Genomic DNA, 15,460 nt, shown 5'->3' with positions numbered 1-15,460 from the left:
TTTGCGTCAGTGCTGCCTACCTTGGCCTCATAAAGCGGATCGAGGTTTGCGGGTTCGCCCGCCTTGCCTCGTAACAACTAGGATCTGAAAGTATGACCACGATTAAAGTTTCCGACGGTTCGTTCGATACCGACGTTCTGGGTTCCAACGACCCGGTTTTGGTCGATTTCTGGGCTGAGTGGTGCGGTCCGTGCAAACAGATTGCCCCATATCTCGATGAAATCGCCGGTGAACTGGGCGGCAAGCTCAAGATCGCCAAGGTGAATATCGATGAAAACCCGAACACCCCGGCGAAATACGGTGTTCGTGGCATCCCGACCCTGATGATCTTCAAGGGTGGTGAAGTCGCTGCGATGAAAGTCGGCGCACTTCCGAAAAGCGCTCTTGTCGACTGGATCAACCAGTCGATCTGATCTTCATCGGATCATTGAATTAAAAAGGCGGGCTGAATTTCAGCCCGCCTTTTTCTTTGCCCGGTTTACGGCACACTGCCCTAGTACTCGTAGGGCGTACCGTCCATATTTTCCATCAGCACTTCACGTTTGCCGACATGGTTGGCGGCGGAAACGACGCCGTTTTCTTCCATCTGCTCGATAATGCGGGCTGCGCGGTTGTAGCCGATTGAAAGCTTGCGCTGGATGAAGCTGGTCGATGCCTTCTTCTCGCGAAGCACAATACCAACTGCCTGATTGTAAAGATCATCATCTGATCCGCCGCCACCAGCCCCGGCATTACCACCGGCCATATAGGCTGCAACCGGGTCTTCTTCGGGTTCTTCGGTAACGGTTTCGAGATAGGCCGGGTCGCCCTGATCGCGCAGATGCTTGACGATGCTTTCGACTTCTTCGTCTGAAACAAACGGGCCGTGGACACGCTGCAACCGGCCACCCTGACCCATGTAAAGCATATCCCCCTGACCCAGAAGTTGCTCGGCGCCCATTTCACCCAGAATGGTGCGCGAGTCGATTTTCGAGGTCACGGAATAGGAAATACGCGTCGGAAAGTTGGCCTTGATCGTACCCGTAATCACGTCGACTGACGGACGCTGGGTCGCCATGATCAGGTGCAGACCAGCCGCACGGGCCATCTGTGCCAGTCGCTGGATCGAGGCTTCCACATCCTTGCCAGCAACCAGCATCAAATCGGCCATTTCGTCGACGATGATGACGATAAATGGCAGCGGCTCCATCGGCAGTTCCTGATCTTCAAAGATCGGTTTGCCGGTTTCCGGATCAAAGCCGGTCTGAACACGTCGGGTAAGCTGTTCGCCCTTGGCGGCGGCTTCCTTAATGCGTTTGTTATAGCCCGCAATGTTACGCACGCCGACCTGGCTCATGGCGCGATAACGGTCTTCCATCTCGCGCACGGCCCATTTCAGGGCAACCACCGCCTTGTGCGGGTCGGTCACGACCGGTGTCAGAAGATGCGGAATGCCGTCATAGATCGACAGTTCCAGCATCTTGGGATCAATCATGATGAAGCGGCATTCTTCAGGCTTTAGGCGATAGAGCAATGACAAGATCATCGCGTTCACACCAACCGATTTACCCGAACCGGTGGTACCGGCAATCAGCAAGTGCGGCATTTTCGACAGATCGGCAATGACCGGCGTGCCGCCGATATCCTTGCCAAGGCTCATATTGAGCTTGCCGGTGTTCTTTTCAAAATCACTCGATGCCAGAATTTCATGCAGATGGACGGTTTCGCGGCGCGAGTTTGGCAGTTCGATCCCGATGACGTTGCGTCCGGGCACCACGGCAACACGGGCGGCAATCGCACTCATGGAACGCGCGATGTCATCGGCCAGACCGATCACGCGCGATGATTTGACACCTGCGGCGGGCTCGAGCTCATAAAGGGTGACGACCGGGCCGGGCCGAACCTGCACGATCTCTCCCTTAACACCAAAGTCCTGAAGCACGGTTTCAAGCAAACGGGCATTCTGTGCCAAGGCTTCCTGATCGATCTGGTTGGCATCGGCCGGATCAGGTTCACCAAGCAGATCAAGCGGCGGGAAACGATACTCATCCGAGCCCAGATCAAACGATGCCTGACGCTGCGCTGCGGCCTTCTGGCTTGGTTGCAGCTTGGCCGCCGGGGCCGCGACAATATGAACCGGCGGTTCGTGATCGTCATCGTCGTCAAACCCGTCATAATCGTCCGGGTCGACATCCGGTTCGGACTTACGGGTTGAAATGGCCGTGCCAAGCTTGGACTTCCCTTTGTCCATCGACGGTTCCTGACGCGAACCCGGGGCACGCTTGGCAAGTGGCTCATCGTTACTCCCGGTCGGGATAATGGCACGAATGCCTGCAACCACCTTGCCACCGGCGAACGACAGGGCCGTGCCCAGCCGTCCCCATTCAGACAGGGAATAGGCCATGCAAAAGATCATCAGCGCCAGACCAAGCATCATGGATGCCAATGCGATCAGGGCCCGTGCGCCGGGAACCCCAATCATCGCAAAACCGGCCTGAAGCTTGCCCAGCAGCAAGTCACCGGCGAAGCCACCCAGACCAACCGTCAGCGGCCAATGCATACCCGGCTGAATGGCGGCTGCCGAAACCGCGACAAGAAGCAGTGCCAGCGGTAAAACAAGGAAACGTGCCCACATCCAGCGGAACGGTTTGACTGCAATCAGGCGCAGGCCCCATGCGACAAGCAAAACGGTAATCAGTGCGGATGCCAGACCAAGGGTACGCAGCATCAAATCCGCGCCATAAGCCCCGACGATCCCCAACGGATTAAAAACCGTCGTGCGGTCGGTTGCGTGGTTAAACGATGGGTCACCCGGATGAAAACCAATCAGCATGATGAACAGGGCTATGGCCAGCAATACCAGCCCAAGGCCGCAAAACCGCAAGCCACTGCGCTTGAGCAGTGTCACGAGACTGCCGGGCATGAAAGCGGTTCCAAGAGTGTTTGACTGGCTGCTCATCTGGGTATCCGTTCTGGTTAAGTCCTGCTGTTCTGGTCGGGCGAAGTATCGGTTTAGCTTTCCAATGCCTTCGCGATGCGGGTCAGTCCTTCCCGCGTGGTTTCAAGATCATGCACAAGGGCAATGCGGATGAACCGTTTGCCCGGATTGTTGCCATTTGCATCGGTCAATGACAGGTAACTGCCTGGAATGACCTTGACCCCGGATTCTTTCCAGATTTTCCGGGTGGCGGCTTCATCATCGCCGACATCAAGCCACAGGAAAAATCCGCCGGGCGGGCGATAAAATCCAAACCGGTTGCCAAAGACTTCCTCGGCGATGTCGATTTTGGCGCGATAGATATCCCGGTTGGCCTCCGCATGGGCATCATCGTTCCAAAGAGCGGTGGATGCGGCCATGACTGGCATCGGAATGGTGGCCGAGCAATAGCTGCGCAGTGCGGTAAAGCGTTTGACGATCTTTGCATCACCGGCAACGAAGCCTGAACGCAGGCCCGGCGCGCTGGACCGTTTCGAAAGACTGTGGAAGACAAGGATGTTGTCCATGTTTCCACCCTGTGCCGCACAGATTTCAAGCGCGCCGGTCGGTGCGGTGCTGTCATAGATATCGGCATAGCATTCATCCATCGCCAGCACGAAGTCATGCTTACGGGCCAGTGAAATGATCTGTTCGAGGTACGCACGCGATGCAATCGCCCCTTGCGGATTGGCGGGCGAGCACAGGAAGAACAGCGCGCAGGCATCAAGATCCTTGGCATCAATCTGATCAAGGTCGGGCAGGAACCCGTTTTCCGGCCCCGCCGCCAGCGGCACCATTTCGGCATCATTCAGCACCGCCGCCCCGCAATAGACCTGATAGAACGGGTTGGGCAGCAAGACCTTTGGTTTGGGACCCGGTTGATCCTGTGGAATGACGGTGGTGGCAATCAGATAAAGTGCCTCGCGCGTGCCTGCGACCGGCAGGACGTGATCATCACGGTCGATCATGCCTTTGGGCAGGTTATAGCGGCGATCAAGCCAGTTTTTGATGGCGTCGCGCAGCTCCGGCGTGCCGGCACCTGGCGGGTATTTGTGCCAAAGGCTGGCATGTTTGACCATTGCCTCGGTGATCATGGCGGGCGGTTCATGCTGTGGCTCGCCGATCGACATTACAAGCGGCGGCTGACCGGGTTCGATCCCGTCAAGCAGGGTTGCCAATCGCGGAAACGGATAGGCAGGCAATTGATCCAGGCGCGCGTTAAACATGGTCGTCGTCAATCCAGCATGATCTGTGGTCCGCCGTTCGCGGTCCCGTTATTCGGAAGATGGGTAAAATCCCCTGACTTTACCCCTATGCCAAAAGTGCAAAGAAACATTTAAGAGCACGGGTAAGCCAACGCAAAAAGCCCGGAAAGACGCGCTTTCCGGGCTTTAAAGAGTATTAACTCTGTGGCGGGTCGCGCAGCCTAGCTCGCGCGGAGATCATCCTCGGGATATGCGCCGATGTTGTGGATCGAGATATCCGCACCATCAAACTCGGCTTCTTCGGACAGACGGATGCCAATGGTGGCTTTTAGGGCGCCATAGACAACAAAGCCGACCACGGTCGCAAAAACGACACCAATCAGCGATCCTGCCAGCTGTGCGCTGAACGAAACACCGCCCATGCCGCCAAGGGCCTCAAGGCCAAAGATGCCACAGGCAATTCCGCCCAGAAGGCCGCACATGCCGTGCAGCGGCCAAACGCCGAGAACATCGTCAATTTTCCATTTTGCCTGACACTGATTGAAGCCCCAGACAAACAGCGCACCGGCAAGACCGCCGGTCACAAGTGCACCCAACGGATGCATGACATCTGACCCGGCGCAAACGGCAACAAGTCCGGCAAGTGCGCCGTTATGGACAAACCCGGGATCATTTCGACCGGCAATCAATGCCGTCAGAATGCCGCCGACCATCGCCATCAGCGAGTTAACCGCAACCAGTCCGGTGATGCCGCTTATTGATTGTGCGGACATGACGTTAAAGCCAAACCAGCCAACACAAAGAACCCAGGACCCCAAAGCCAGGAAGGGAATGTTTGACGGCGGAATACCGACGAGGCCGCCGGTTTTGGTGTATCGCCCGCGACGAACGCCGAGATTGATCACAGCGCCAAGGGCGATCCATCCGCCAACGGCATGAACGACGATGGAACCGGCAAAATCATGGAACGGTGCGCCAAAAGTGGCTTCGATCATGTCCTGGAAACCAAAGTTGTTGTTCCAGGCCATGCCTTCAAACAGGGGATAGCAAACCCCCACCAGAATGGCGGTGGCGAATAACTGCGGATAGAAACGCGCGCGTTCTGCAATACCGCCAGAAATAATGGCCGGGATCGCTGCTGCAAACGTCAAAAGGAAGAAGAATTTGACCAGATCATAGCCGCTATCAGCAAAGGCTGGGCTGTTTTCGGGGCTGATCTGACCGCTCAGAACGCCAGCATTGGCAAAGAAATCAACACCATAAGCGACGCTGTAGCCGACGAAGAAATAGGCAATGGTCGAAACAGCGAAATCAACAATGATCTTAACCAGTGCGTTAACCTGGTTCTTTTTGCGAACCGTGCCGACTTCAAGAAAGGCAAAACCGGCATGCATTGCGAGCACCATAATAGCGCCCATCAGGACGAAAAATACGTCCGAGGCAGTCTGGAAGGCCCCCATAAGGCGTCCCCTTTTCAAATAGCGTTTCCTCTCGGTCCGGTCTTGTCGGGGCAGCCGGACTCTGGTTCGGGGCAGCCAAGATCAATTTTCGTGCCAATGCCGCAAAACCAAGCAGCAAAGCCTAAAAGGCCAAGGCTGTTGCTCGGTATTTGACTGTCGGGGTGAGGCATTCGGTTTTAGGGACAAAAAACGTCTTTGCCTTCCAAGTGATCAAAACGCTGCCCAAAAAGGCAGCATGGAACAAAAAAAGCCCGCCCGGGTTTCCCCGGACGGGCTTTTGATCTGATCGATCAGGTGCCGTGCGAACACGGCACCTGTCAGAAAGTCTTGCTTAGAAGCGCTGGGAACCCTTACCGAATTCCGGATAGGCTTCCAGACCAAGCTCGGTCGCGTCCGAACCGTTGGCTTCTTCTTCCTCGGAGAGGCGGATACCAACAGTGAACTTCAGAGCCAGCCATACGATCGACGAAGCAACGATGGTGAAGGCACCCATTGCAACGATACCGGTGATCTGCGTACCGAAGGATGCACCGTCATTGGTGAACGGAACAGCAAGGGTGCCCCAGATACCAGCAACAAGGTGAACCGAAACAGCACCGACAACGTCGTCGATTTTCAGTTTGTCGAGCAGCGGAACCGCAACAACAACCAGGATACCACCGATGGCACCGATGATGATCGCCGAGCCAATGGTCGGGGTGTCCGGAGCAGCCGTGATCGAGACCAGACCAGCCAGTGCACCGTTAAGTGCCATGGTGAGGTCGACCTTTTTGTAAAGGATCTGGGTCAGGATGATTGCTGCAACCACACCGCCGGCAGCAGCCATGGTGGTGTTGCCATAGATGTTGGCAATGGCGATGACGTCAGCACCGGTACCCATAGCAAGCTGGGAACCGCCGTTGAAGCCGAACCAGCCAAGCCACAGGACGAAGGTACCAAGCGTTGCAAGCGGAAGGTTCGAACCCGGCATCGGGTGAACGGAACCGTCTTCGCCGTACTTGCCTTTACGTGCACCAAGGATGATCGCACCGGTCAGAGCAGCCCAGCCACCGACCGAGTGAACAATGGTGGAACCGGCAAAGTCAGAGAAGCCCATTTCCGACAGCCAGCCGCCGCCCCAGGTCCATGCACCGGTGATCGGATACAGAACGCCAGTCAGAACAACGACGAAGATCAGGAACGGCCACAGTTTGATACGCTCGGCAACAGTACCCGATACGATCGAAGCTGCGGTGGCAACGAAGACCATCTGGAAGAACCAGTCGGACGTTGCGGAATAACCGCCAGAGAAGTCGCCACCAAGGGCAGCGGAGTCATCTGCGCTCCACAGGCTCAGCGAGCCGATCCAGCCAGATACATCCATGTACATCAGGTTGTAACCGATGAGGTAGTACATGATGCCTGCGATTGCGAAGAGCGAAATGTTCTTCAGCAGGATGGTGGTAACGTTTTTGGTACGAACCAGGCCGCTCTCAAGCATAGCAAAGCCAGCCGCCATGAACATGACGATTGCGCCACTGAACAGGAAGCTAAAGCTGTTGAGAATGAACTGGGTTTCAGCCGGAACGCCTGCGTCCTGAGCAAAAGCCGGAGAAGCGATTGCCAGAAGGGCGGTAGCTGCAGCCGCAGCAAGGCCGGTTTTCTTCATGGAAATAGTCATAATGTCTCCCCTTGTCTCTGGACTTACAGGGCGTCGTCGCCGGTTTCACCAGTACGGATACGAACCGCCTGATTCACATCAAGAACGAAAATCTTACCGTCCCCGATTTTCCCGGTTTGAGCAGTTTTGGTGATGGCTTCGACAACCTGATCAACCAGATTATCCGTGATGGCGACTTCCAGCTTCACCTTCGGCAGGAAGCTGACCATGTATTCAGCACCACGATAAATTTCGGTCTGACCTTTCTGGCGACCAAAACCTTTAACTTCGGTGACCGTCAAACCCTGGACGCCCAGTGCGCTAAGCGCTTCACGGACTTCGTCCAGTTTGAACGGCTTAATGACAGCAGTAACAAGTTTCATAATAATGCGACCTCCCGGCATATCCGTTGAGTACCAACGTGGTAATCACGATTTCGCAGTCGCAGTCTCCAAACCAAGAATCGTGCCAGATTCAGAATAAAAATCTTAAATTGCTGTTTTTGTTGTATAAAATGATGAATTGATCCGATGGAATTATGACTTCGTTCTGTGATGACCGGATTAAAATCTGCACAAAATCTGTGGCTGTTCAAAAAATATGCATATTTTTTAATCAACCTGTCGCGTAATTGAAAAGCGCTTACAGCTCAAGGCTCTGTGGCAAATCGCATTCCTGTTCCGCGGGCCTTGTCGCAACCAAGGGGTGATATGCCTTGGCAGGTGGCGATGGCGCATTCACGGTTGTCAAAGATGGTTTTGGCCCGATGTTGCGCTGGCAAAGGTGTGATAACTGCGCGTCGATGATCGGTGCGGGTTGTGGCTGCGTATCTGGCAGGGTAAAGATGTGCAAACAACGCTTTCACGACGCCCTATTGCGTCAGGTCAACGCAGGATGCCAAGCTGCACTGTAAACCGGCATCACTGGCCAAGGCCAAACGACACAGGAAATTGCGATATGCATGATCAGCAGCCACTTCAAACCGATGTCATTATTCTTGGGGGCGGCTTGAACGGTGCTTCTATGGCCTTGGCGCTGGCCCATGGCGGCATCAAGTCGGTGGTGATTGATTATGCAGACCCCAAAACCATCCTGACGGCCAATTACGATGGCCGTACCTGTGCGATTGCCGCCGCCTCCAAATCGGTTTTGGAGGTGATCGGTGCCTGGGAAAACATGGCCGATGGTGCGGAGCCGATCCTTGATATCCGCATTGCCGACGGTCAAAGCCCGCTTTTCCTGCATTACGACCATCATGATGTCGGTAACGAGCCGCTTGGCTATATCGTCGAAAACCTTGTCACGCGCAGTGCGCTTTATCGTGCCATCGAAAAAAACGATCTGGTCAAAATGATTGCACCGGCCAAGGTCGAAACGATTGCACGTGATCAGGGTGCCATGACCATTACGCTGGCTGGCGGGCAAGTCGTGCGCGCACCACTTGCCATCGGGGCGGAAGGGCGCAAATCAATGTTGCGCGAATGGGCAGGCATCAAGACCTATAACTGGAGCTATAAGCAAAGTGCGGTGGTTTGCACCGTCAAGCACCAGCAGCCCCACAATGGGCTGGCGGTCGAGCATTTCCTGCCGGCAGGCCCATTTGCAATCCTGCCGATGACCGATAACCGTTGCTCGATTGTCTGGACCGAGGGCACGGATCAGGCCAATTATCTGGTCAATCTTGATGATCAGACCTTCCTTGATGAACTGCATCGCCGGTTTGACGGCTATCTTGGTGATCTTGAAGTTATCGGGCCGCGCTTCTGCTATCCGCTTGGGCTACAGCACGCCTATCACTACACCCAGGATCGCTTGGCGCTGATTGGTGATGCGGCGCACGGCATGCATCCGATTGCCGGTCAGGGGCTGAATATGGGGATCCGCGATGTAGCGGTTCTGGCAGAAATTCTGGTCAATGCCCGTCGTCTCGGTCGTGATATCGGCAGTGCCGATGTGCTGGCAGAATATGAACAATGGCGTCGTTTCGATAACACGGTGATGCTGGCGGTAACCGATATCACCACGCGCCTGTTCTCCAATGATATCGCGCCGATCCGTTGGGCGCGTGATATCGGATTGGCGATTGTCGAGAAAATCCCGCCCCTAAAAAAGACCTTCATGTCGCATGCGATGGGCTATGCCGGCACGTTGCCAAAACTGATGCAGGGAAAGCCGCTGTAACCGGATCGCCTTTTGCCACAACCGGGAACTTTCGCTAGGGATTTCGGTCGAAAAATCGCTATAGGTGATCAAAGGTCATTTAAAACCATTCAAAAACATGTCGTTTTTTGTGAGTGATTGTTGATTTGTGTCAACAAGTCAGCAAACAGAAAAGCGCAATGTCCCCCTCGAGTTGATCAAACTAACAGGGGACAGATAATGTCATTCAAATCCAAACTCCTTGGTGCCGCATTGTTGGGTGGCATGATGGCCGCTTCATTTGTTGCTGCCAATCCGGCTTCCGCACAGACCGCCGAATTCAAAACCAAACAGGCTGGCGACATCGTAATTCGTGCACGTGCCATTGCTATGGTGCCGGACGAAGATACCTATGATGACACGATTGGTTCTGGCGAAGGCCAACTTAGCAACGACGTTGTTCCGGAAGTCGATTTTTCCTACTTCCTGACTGACAACATCGCGCTCGAACTGATCGCAGCAACCACGCAGCATGATCTGGATTGGTCGAACCCGAGCCTTGATGCTGGTTCTGTGCGCCTTCTGCCGCCGACCCTGACCCTGCAGTATCACTTCATGCCGGAAAGCCGCTGGAGCCCGTATGTTGGTGCAGGTATCAACTACACCTTCTTCTATGACTCCAAGCCGGGCCAGTTCAACTCTGTCAAATATGACGACGGCTTTGGCTACGCTTTCCAAGCTGGTTTTGACTATGCGATTTCTGGTCCGTGGTCTGTCAACCTCGACGTCAAAAAGATTTTCCTTGATACCGATGTCAGCATCAATAACGGTGCGAACACCTCCAAAGCCCATCTTGACCCGTGGGTCTTCGGTCTCGGTATTGGCTATCGCTTCTAACAAAGCGTGCGTCCGAGGATAACCTCCCCGGACAGCAAGACACGAAAAGCGGTCCTGTCTTTGGCAGGGCCGTTTTTGTTTTGGGATTTCTGGAAAGAAAAGGGGGGGGCGTCAGCGTTTGGCAGGGTCGCGTGACAGGCCGCGTGCTTTGAGTGCGGCGAGATAGTCGTTCCAGAGCTTGTCCTGATTTTCGTGCAGTTCGCGCAGATATTGCCAGCTAAACAGGCCGCTATCGTGCAAATCGTCGAAGGTAATACGCACGGCATAATTCCCGACCGGCACAATATCGATGATGCCGACATGCCTGCGGCCGGCGATGATCTTCTTTTCTGACGGATGATGGCCTTGAACTTCGGCAGACGGGCTTTCCACCCGAAGCAACTCGGCGCCAAGGCGTGTTTGAACACCGTCATCCCAGATGATTTCCAGAATGCGGTCATCACGCAGATAGTTGATTTCAGCCGGGGTGAAAGCAGGCGTAAAACCGTCGCTGGGCATGGTGGAAGGCAACCTTTGCCTTAGTCTTCTATGGCACGGGCTTCGTCGGGCAGCATGATCGGAATGCCGTCGCGGATCGGATAGGCAAGACCGGCCTTTGGGCTGATCAGTTCGTTATTTTCACGATCATATTCCAACGCCTGTTTGGTCACCGGACAGACAAGGATCTCAAGAAGTTTCGGGTCTACCGGGCTATGGGTCGCGGTCATCAATTCAGCCTTCGGGTTGGATTTGCCGTGTGCGGCGGCAAGTATGTTCAGTTGGCATTGCTGTGTGCGTGCTTGGGATCGGCATGGACCGCCATTTCAAGCAACGACGTTAGCATATCGCCGCGATCATACAGCGTTGTGCATTCGAGCAAAGCCTGTTTTTCAAGTGGACTGAGGCGACAGCCCATGGAAATGGTGGTGATCAGCATTTCATCATCGCTGTCAGCCAGTGTGTCCCAGCATGATTGTAGCGAATGTTGCGCGAAATAGGCGTCAAGCGCCATGCGCAGGCGATCACGATTGATCGGCGTATCGTCTTCCTTGGGTGTGGTCAGATCCTTTTTCCACGGCGCGAAATCGCCACGCACCCGGCGATATCCGCCGGAATTTTCGGGCAATTCCTCGATCACGTTAAATCGGCAGACACCCGTGAGCGTGATCAGAAACCGTCCATCGTCGGTTTCGCTAAAGGCGGTAATGCGGCCCGCACATCCTGTCGAAAAGATCTCCGGGCGATCCGGGTCCATGAAATAAGCGTTACGCTGATCCGGTCGGGGTTGAATCATCCCGATCATCCGGTCTTGTCCAAGCGCATCCGTGATCATATTCATGTAGCGCGGCTCAAAGATATTGAGCGGCAAATGCCCGCGCGGCAGCAAAAGGGCACCGCTTAGCGGGAATACCGGCATAGTTTCCGGAAGGTCCGAAAGTTCAGGATCAAAGGGGCCGCATATGCTCATGAGAACAATACCGTTGATAATGCACGGCGTCCGGCGACGCTGGCAGGGTCCATCGGACCCCAGGCTTCAAAAAACTTCAGGAGCTGGGTGCGTCCTGCGTCCTCGTTCCATTCGCGGTTGGTGCGAATGATTGTGATCATGGCGTTGACCGCTTCTTCACGCTTGTTCTTGGCAAAACAGGCCATGCCGTAATCATAAAGAGCCTGCGGGTCGTTCGGGTTGGCTTCTGCCTTGGCACGCGCGGCTTCAAGGTCTTCACCCGAAACCCCGGTCTCGGCCAGTTCAAGCGCGCTGATCGCGGCTGCAATCGGTGCCTTCAGGCGATCAACATCGGCCATGTTGTCAACGAAGTGGCGGGCTTCTTCAACTTCACCCATGCCCACCATGCAACGGATCATGCCGCCTATTGCGGTTTCGTTGTCTTGTTCGCGTTCAAGCACGCTGACATAAAGACCATGGGCTGCTTCAAAGTTTTCCTCGGCAAGTGCGGCACTCGCCTGTTCAAGCAGTCCCTCGATCGGGCTTTCAATCGGACCACCAGCGAGTTTTTCATAGAATGCGCGCACTTCGCTTTCGGGCTGCGCACCCTGAAAACCATCAACCGGGCGGCCGCCCTTGAATGCGTACACGGTCGGCACCGACTGGATGCGAAGCTGCATCGCCAGTTCCTGGTTCTCGTCGATATTGACCTTGACCAGTTTCACGCGCCCGCCAGCCTCACGGGTGACTTTTTCGATCACCGGTGTCAGGCTTTTGCACGGTCCGCACCATGGTGCCCAGAAATCGACAACCACCGGCACTTCCATCGACGGTTCGATAACGTCCTGGACAAAGGTTTCGACACTGCTGTCCTTGATCAGGTCAGAATCCCGATTTTGGGTGGTGGCGCCATCCGGCGCATTCGCATCAAGAATGATCGACATTATTGTTCACTCGCTAATTCTGAATTCTAGATGATACCGCCATGCCCGGACGACAAGAGGCAGCTATGTGATATTGCGTGTCACTTATACTTGAATATAAGAAGATTTAAGGGCTTACCTCAGATGTCCGTGGTTCATTTATCATCAGCCGCGGCGGGTTCGGCATCAAAATCAATGATCATCGCCTCATAGCCAAGTGAGCCGATGAAGGTTAACAGGTCTGCCGAGGAAATTGTCGTGGTGCGGTCATTTCGCAAGGGGTGAAAGTTCAACAGATCCCCGTTGGCAAGCTTGGCATCAAGGGCCAAGTTGACCTTGCGGTCCCGATCATTGAGCAATGCAAAGGGGGTGACGGACCCCGGTTTTATGCCAAGCGTTTCGATCAGAAGCTGCGGCTTGCCAAACGACAGGCGCGCGCATCCCAGCCGCTTGTGCAGGTGGTTCATGCGGATTTCGGTCTCTTCCTCGGCAACCACCAGCCACAATGCGCCCTTCTTGTCTTTGACAAACAGGTTCTTGGAATGAAGCCCCGGCAGGTCCCCACGCAGTGCCTGCGAATCCTCAACCGTAAACAACGGTTCGTGTTCATGTGTTTTCGTTTCGATACCCAATTTGGCCAGATGATCGAAAAGCGGGGTTGATGGATCACTCATGCTCTTTCCCTTGTGGCTGTGCGCCAAAAGATAACCAAGTTCAAAACCGGACGCAAATTTGCATAAATCGGGTCGGATTTCGACAATTGGGGCGCTTAAAGTCAAGGAAAACCGCCAAAATTCCTGATGTCGCGATTTCAAAGAAAAAAGGGTTGCAATCGCTCTTTGTTGGGCTATTATCCGCGCCGCTCCACAGGGGCAGAAACAATCTGATGAACGCGGGCGTAGCTCAGGGGTAGAGCATAACCTTGCCAAGGTTAGGGTCGAGAGTTCGAATCTCTTCGCCCGCTCCATCAGACCGGTTTCATATATCATCGCTTTCATGATGATGCGGGCGTAGCTCAGGGGTAGAGCATAACCTTGCCAAGGTTAGGGTCGAGAGTTCGAATCTCTTCGCCCGCTCCATGATGAAAGTCATAAAAGGCCGTCCTTCGGGGCGGTCTTTTTGCATTTGGGCCAAGGCTGTCGACTGTTTCGCGCTTGCAAGCAAATGCGAATTGTCGTGTGCTTCTGTGATGTCTGATCCGAATAATACTAAATCCACGTCATCAGGGCGCCTGATCTACACAGTCGGCTATGCAGGCCATGACCGTGAAAGCCTGCTTGCGCTTTTCAAGGCCCACCGCATCACGGCGGTGGCAGATATTCGGACCTTCAAACGATCAAGTTATTGGACAGCATTCGACTCTGACAGCTTCGGGCCGTTCCTGCGGGAAAACGGTATTGCCTATGTGTTCATGGGCGATGTGATGGGCGGAAAGCCGCAAGTTCCGGAACTTTACCCTGATGGGCAGCTTGATTATGGCCTGATGGCAGATCGGCCTGATTTCAAATCGGGGATAGAACGGCTGGTTTCAGGGGCGGAAAAATATCGCATCTGCCTGATGTGTGCCGAAAAGGACCCGCTGGACTGTCATCGCACGCTTCTGATTGCGCCAGCCCTGAAAGATGCCGGGTTTGATCTTTGCCATCTGGTCGATGGTCGGGTCGAAAGTCAGGCGGAAACCGATGCCCGCATGATCGCAATCAACGGCGGGGATGTCCCCGATCTTTTTGCCGCCGCCGCACCCGACCCGGATGCCGAAGCCAAACTGGCATTGGCGCGCCAAATCAAGCGCGTCGCCCCCAAGGCCGAGGATGCGATCAAGCGACGCTAGCCAGCGATGCTAACCCGTGGCTCAGCCCATGATGTTATAGCCACCATCAATATGCACCACATCACCGGTCAATGATTTTGCCCGATCACTGGCTAAAAACGCGGCCAATTCACCAATTTCATCAATTGTTACCAGACGACGGGACGGCGCGCGATCAGTAGCCTGGTCCATCAGATGTTGAAATTCGGCAATCCCGGATGCTGCGCGGGTTAAAAGCGGCCCGGGTGAAATTGCATGGCAGCGAATGCCTTTCGGGCCCAGTTCGGCCGCCATATAGCGAGTCGTGCTTTCAAGGGCTGCCTTAACCGGCCCCATGACCCCGTAGTGATCAATCACGCGCTCCGATCCCATATAGGTCACGGTCAAAAGTGCACCGCCATCGCTCATCAATGGCTCTGCCCGTTTGGCAAGCCGGGCGAACGAATGGCACGATATATCCATCGCCGCCAGAAACCCGTCGCGTGAACAATCGGTTACCCGACCGTGCAAGTCATCTGCCGGGGCAAAGGCGATCGAATGCAGCACGAAATCAAGTTTTCCCCACTTTTGTTCGATCTCGGCAAACAGCGCGTCTGCCTGTGCCTCATTGCGGACATCAAGTGGGGCGAAGATCGGGGCATTGATTTGGTTGGCCAGTGGTTCGACAAAGCGTTTTGCCTTGTCGTTCAAATAGGTCACCGCGATGTCGGCACCTTCGCGCTTGAAAACACGCGCACAGCCCCAGGCGATGGACATTTCATTGGCAATTCCGACGATTAGCCCTTTTTTGCCTTCAAGCATGCCGTGGTTCCTTTCGGATCATGTGCGAGTGCGAAGAAATTCTCAAATCGGGGCGTATTTCAAAGTGTAGCGGGTTTTGCGCCGCAAAAAAGTGCAAAATTCTGTGACAGTTCATGTCCACCGACGATATGGCAACCAAAGGCTAGCTTATTGGTTAAATGAATTTTTTTTGTGCAGAAGCATAGTTTTTAGGCAGATGATCCG

At 54.7% G+C, this 15,460-nt stretch carries 15 protein-coding genes and 2 tRNA genes; 6 read left to right on the top strand and 11 right to left on the bottom strand.

Features of this window, described 5'->3' with window-relative positions:
* Nucleotides 1-92: 92 nt before the first annotated feature.
* Nucleotides 93-413 (top strand): thioredoxin TrxA, encoded by a 321-nt coding sequence (gene trxA, locus TH2_RS01190; RefSeq protein WP_008888557.1) that lies wholly within the window; start codon nucleotides 93-95, stop codon nucleotides 411-413.
* 80 nt (nucleotides 414-493) lie between these two features.
* Here trxA (TH2_RS01190) and TH2_RS01185 read toward each other — a convergent pair whose 3' ends face one another.
* The 5 genes from TH2_RS01185 to glnK all read right to left on the bottom strand — a co-directional run bounded on the left by TH2_RS01185 (nucleotide 494) and on the right by glnK (nucleotide 7,643).
* Complete coding sequence (locus TH2_RS01185; RefSeq protein ID WP_008888556.1) at nucleotides 494-2,938, bottom strand: DNA translocase FtsK; 2,445 nt, start codon at nucleotides 2,936-2,938, stop codon at nucleotides 494-496.
* Nucleotides 2,939-2,991: 53 nt separating this feature from the next.
* Nucleotides 2,992-4,182, bottom strand: a complete 1,191-nt coding sequence (locus tag TH2_RS01180) for an aminotransferase class I/II-fold pyridoxal phosphate-dependent enzyme (RefSeq protein WP_008888555.1) — start codon at nucleotides 4,180-4,182, stop codon at nucleotides 2,992-2,994.
* 200 nt (nucleotides 4,183-4,382) lie between these two features.
* A complete protein-coding gene (locus TH2_RS01175) occupies nucleotides 4,383-5,621 on the bottom strand; it encodes an ammonium transporter (protein WP_008888554.1) in 1,239 nt (412 codons plus the stop codon).
* Nucleotides 5,622-5,952: 331 nt separating this feature from the next.
* Nucleotides 5,953-7,281: an ammonium transporter gene (gene amt / locus TH2_RS01170; protein WP_008888553.1), complete on the bottom strand. Its 1,329-nt coding sequence runs from the start codon at nucleotides 7,279-7,281 to the stop codon at nucleotides 5,953-5,955.
* 23 nt (nucleotides 7,282-7,304) lie between these two features.
* Nucleotides 7,305-7,643 carry a P-II family nitrogen regulator gene (gene glnK / locus TH2_RS01165; RefSeq protein WP_008888552.1) on the bottom strand — a complete coding sequence of 113 codons (339 nt, stop codon included), beginning with the start codon at nucleotides 7,641-7,643 and terminating at the stop codon, nucleotides 7,305-7,307.
* A 574-nt stretch (nucleotides 7,644-8,217) separates the two neighbouring features.
* Between glnK and ubiH the strand changes: the two genes are divergently transcribed.
* The gene (gene ubiH, locus TH2_RS01160) at nucleotides 8,218-9,441 is read left to right on the top strand and encodes a 2-octaprenyl-6-methoxyphenyl hydroxylase (protein WP_008888551.1); all 1,224 of its coding nucleotides are present in this window, start codon (nucleotides 8,218-8,220) and stop codon (nucleotides 9,439-9,441) included.
* A 198-nt stretch (nucleotides 9,442-9,639) separates the two neighbouring features.
* A complete protein-coding gene (locus TH2_RS01155) occupies nucleotides 9,640-10,296 on the top strand; it encodes an OmpW/AlkL family protein (protein WP_008888550.1) in 657 nt (218 codons plus the stop codon).
* A gap of 111 nt (nucleotides 10,297-10,407) precedes the next feature.
* On the opposite strand, the gene TH2_RS01150 is transcribed toward TH2_RS01155, so the two are convergent.
* From TH2_RS01150 to TH2_RS01130, 5 genes are all read right to left on the bottom strand, one after another.
* Complete coding sequence (locus tag TH2_RS01150) at nucleotides 10,408-10,794, bottom strand: gamma-butyrobetaine hydroxylase family protein (protein ID WP_008888549.1); 387 nt, start codon at nucleotides 10,792-10,794, stop codon at nucleotides 10,408-10,410.
* A gap of 20 nt (nucleotides 10,795-10,814) precedes the next feature.
* On the bottom strand, nucleotides 10,815-11,003 hold the full coding sequence (locus TH2_RS01145) for a Trm112 family protein (RefSeq protein ID WP_008888548.1): 189 nt from the start codon (nucleotides 11,001-11,003) through the stop codon (nucleotides 10,815-10,817).
* Nucleotides 11,004-11,050: 47 nt separating this feature from the next.
* Nucleotides 11,051-11,743, bottom strand: a complete 693-nt coding sequence (locus tag TH2_RS01140; protein WP_008888547.1) for an LON peptidase substrate-binding domain-containing protein — start codon at nucleotides 11,741-11,743, stop codon at nucleotides 11,051-11,053.
* The gene (gene trxA, locus TH2_RS01135) at nucleotides 11,740-12,666 is read right to left on the bottom strand and encodes a thioredoxin (RefSeq protein WP_008888546.1); all 927 of its coding nucleotides are present in this window, start codon (nucleotides 12,664-12,666) and stop codon (nucleotides 11,740-11,742) included. Before trxA (TH2_RS01135) ends, TH2_RS01140 begins: the two co-directional genes overlap by 4 nt.
* A 134-nt stretch (nucleotides 12,667-12,800) precedes the next feature.
* Nucleotides 12,801-13,319: a prolyl-tRNA synthetase associated domain-containing protein gene (locus TH2_RS01130; RefSeq protein WP_008888545.1), complete on the bottom strand. Its 519-nt coding sequence runs from the start codon at nucleotides 13,317-13,319 to the stop codon at nucleotides 12,801-12,803.
* A gap of 218 nt (nucleotides 13,320-13,537) precedes the next feature.
* On the opposite strand from TH2_RS01130, the gene TH2_RS01125 reads away from it, so the two are divergent.
* The 3 genes from TH2_RS01125 to TH2_RS01115 all read left to right on the top strand — a co-directional run bounded on the left by TH2_RS01125 (nucleotide 13,538) and on the right by TH2_RS01115 (nucleotide 14,476).
* Nucleotides 13,538-13,612: transfer RNA gene (locus TH2_RS01125), tRNA-Gly, on the top strand.
* A gap of 37 nt (nucleotides 13,613-13,649) precedes the next feature.
* Nucleotides 13,650-13,724 (top strand) — tRNA-Gly (locus tag TH2_RS01120).
* A 110-nt stretch (nucleotides 13,725-13,834) separates the two neighbouring features.
* Nucleotides 13,835-14,476 (top strand): DUF488 domain-containing protein, encoded by a 642-nt coding sequence (locus TH2_RS01115; RefSeq protein WP_157193754.1) that lies wholly within the window; start codon nucleotides 13,835-13,837, stop codon nucleotides 14,474-14,476.
* Nucleotides 14,477-14,497: 21 nt separating this feature from the next.
* Here the strand turns inward: TH2_RS01115 and fabI are convergent, their stop codons facing one another.
* A complete protein-coding gene (gene fabI / locus TH2_RS01110; protein ID WP_008888543.1) occupies nucleotides 14,498-15,256 on the bottom strand; it encodes an enoyl-ACP reductase FabI in 759 nt (252 codons plus the stop codon).
* Nucleotides 15,257-15,460: the final 204 nt, after the last annotated feature.

It is taken from the genome of Thalassospira profundimaris WP0211, assembly GCF_000300275.1.
In the GTDB taxonomy this organism is placed as follows: domain Bacteria; phylum Pseudomonadota; class Alphaproteobacteria; order Rhodospirillales; family Thalassospiraceae; genus Thalassospira; species Thalassospira profundimaris.
The sequence above is the reverse complement of the archived record's forward strand: the minus strand, read 5'-3'. Positions and strand labels throughout refer to the sequence as shown.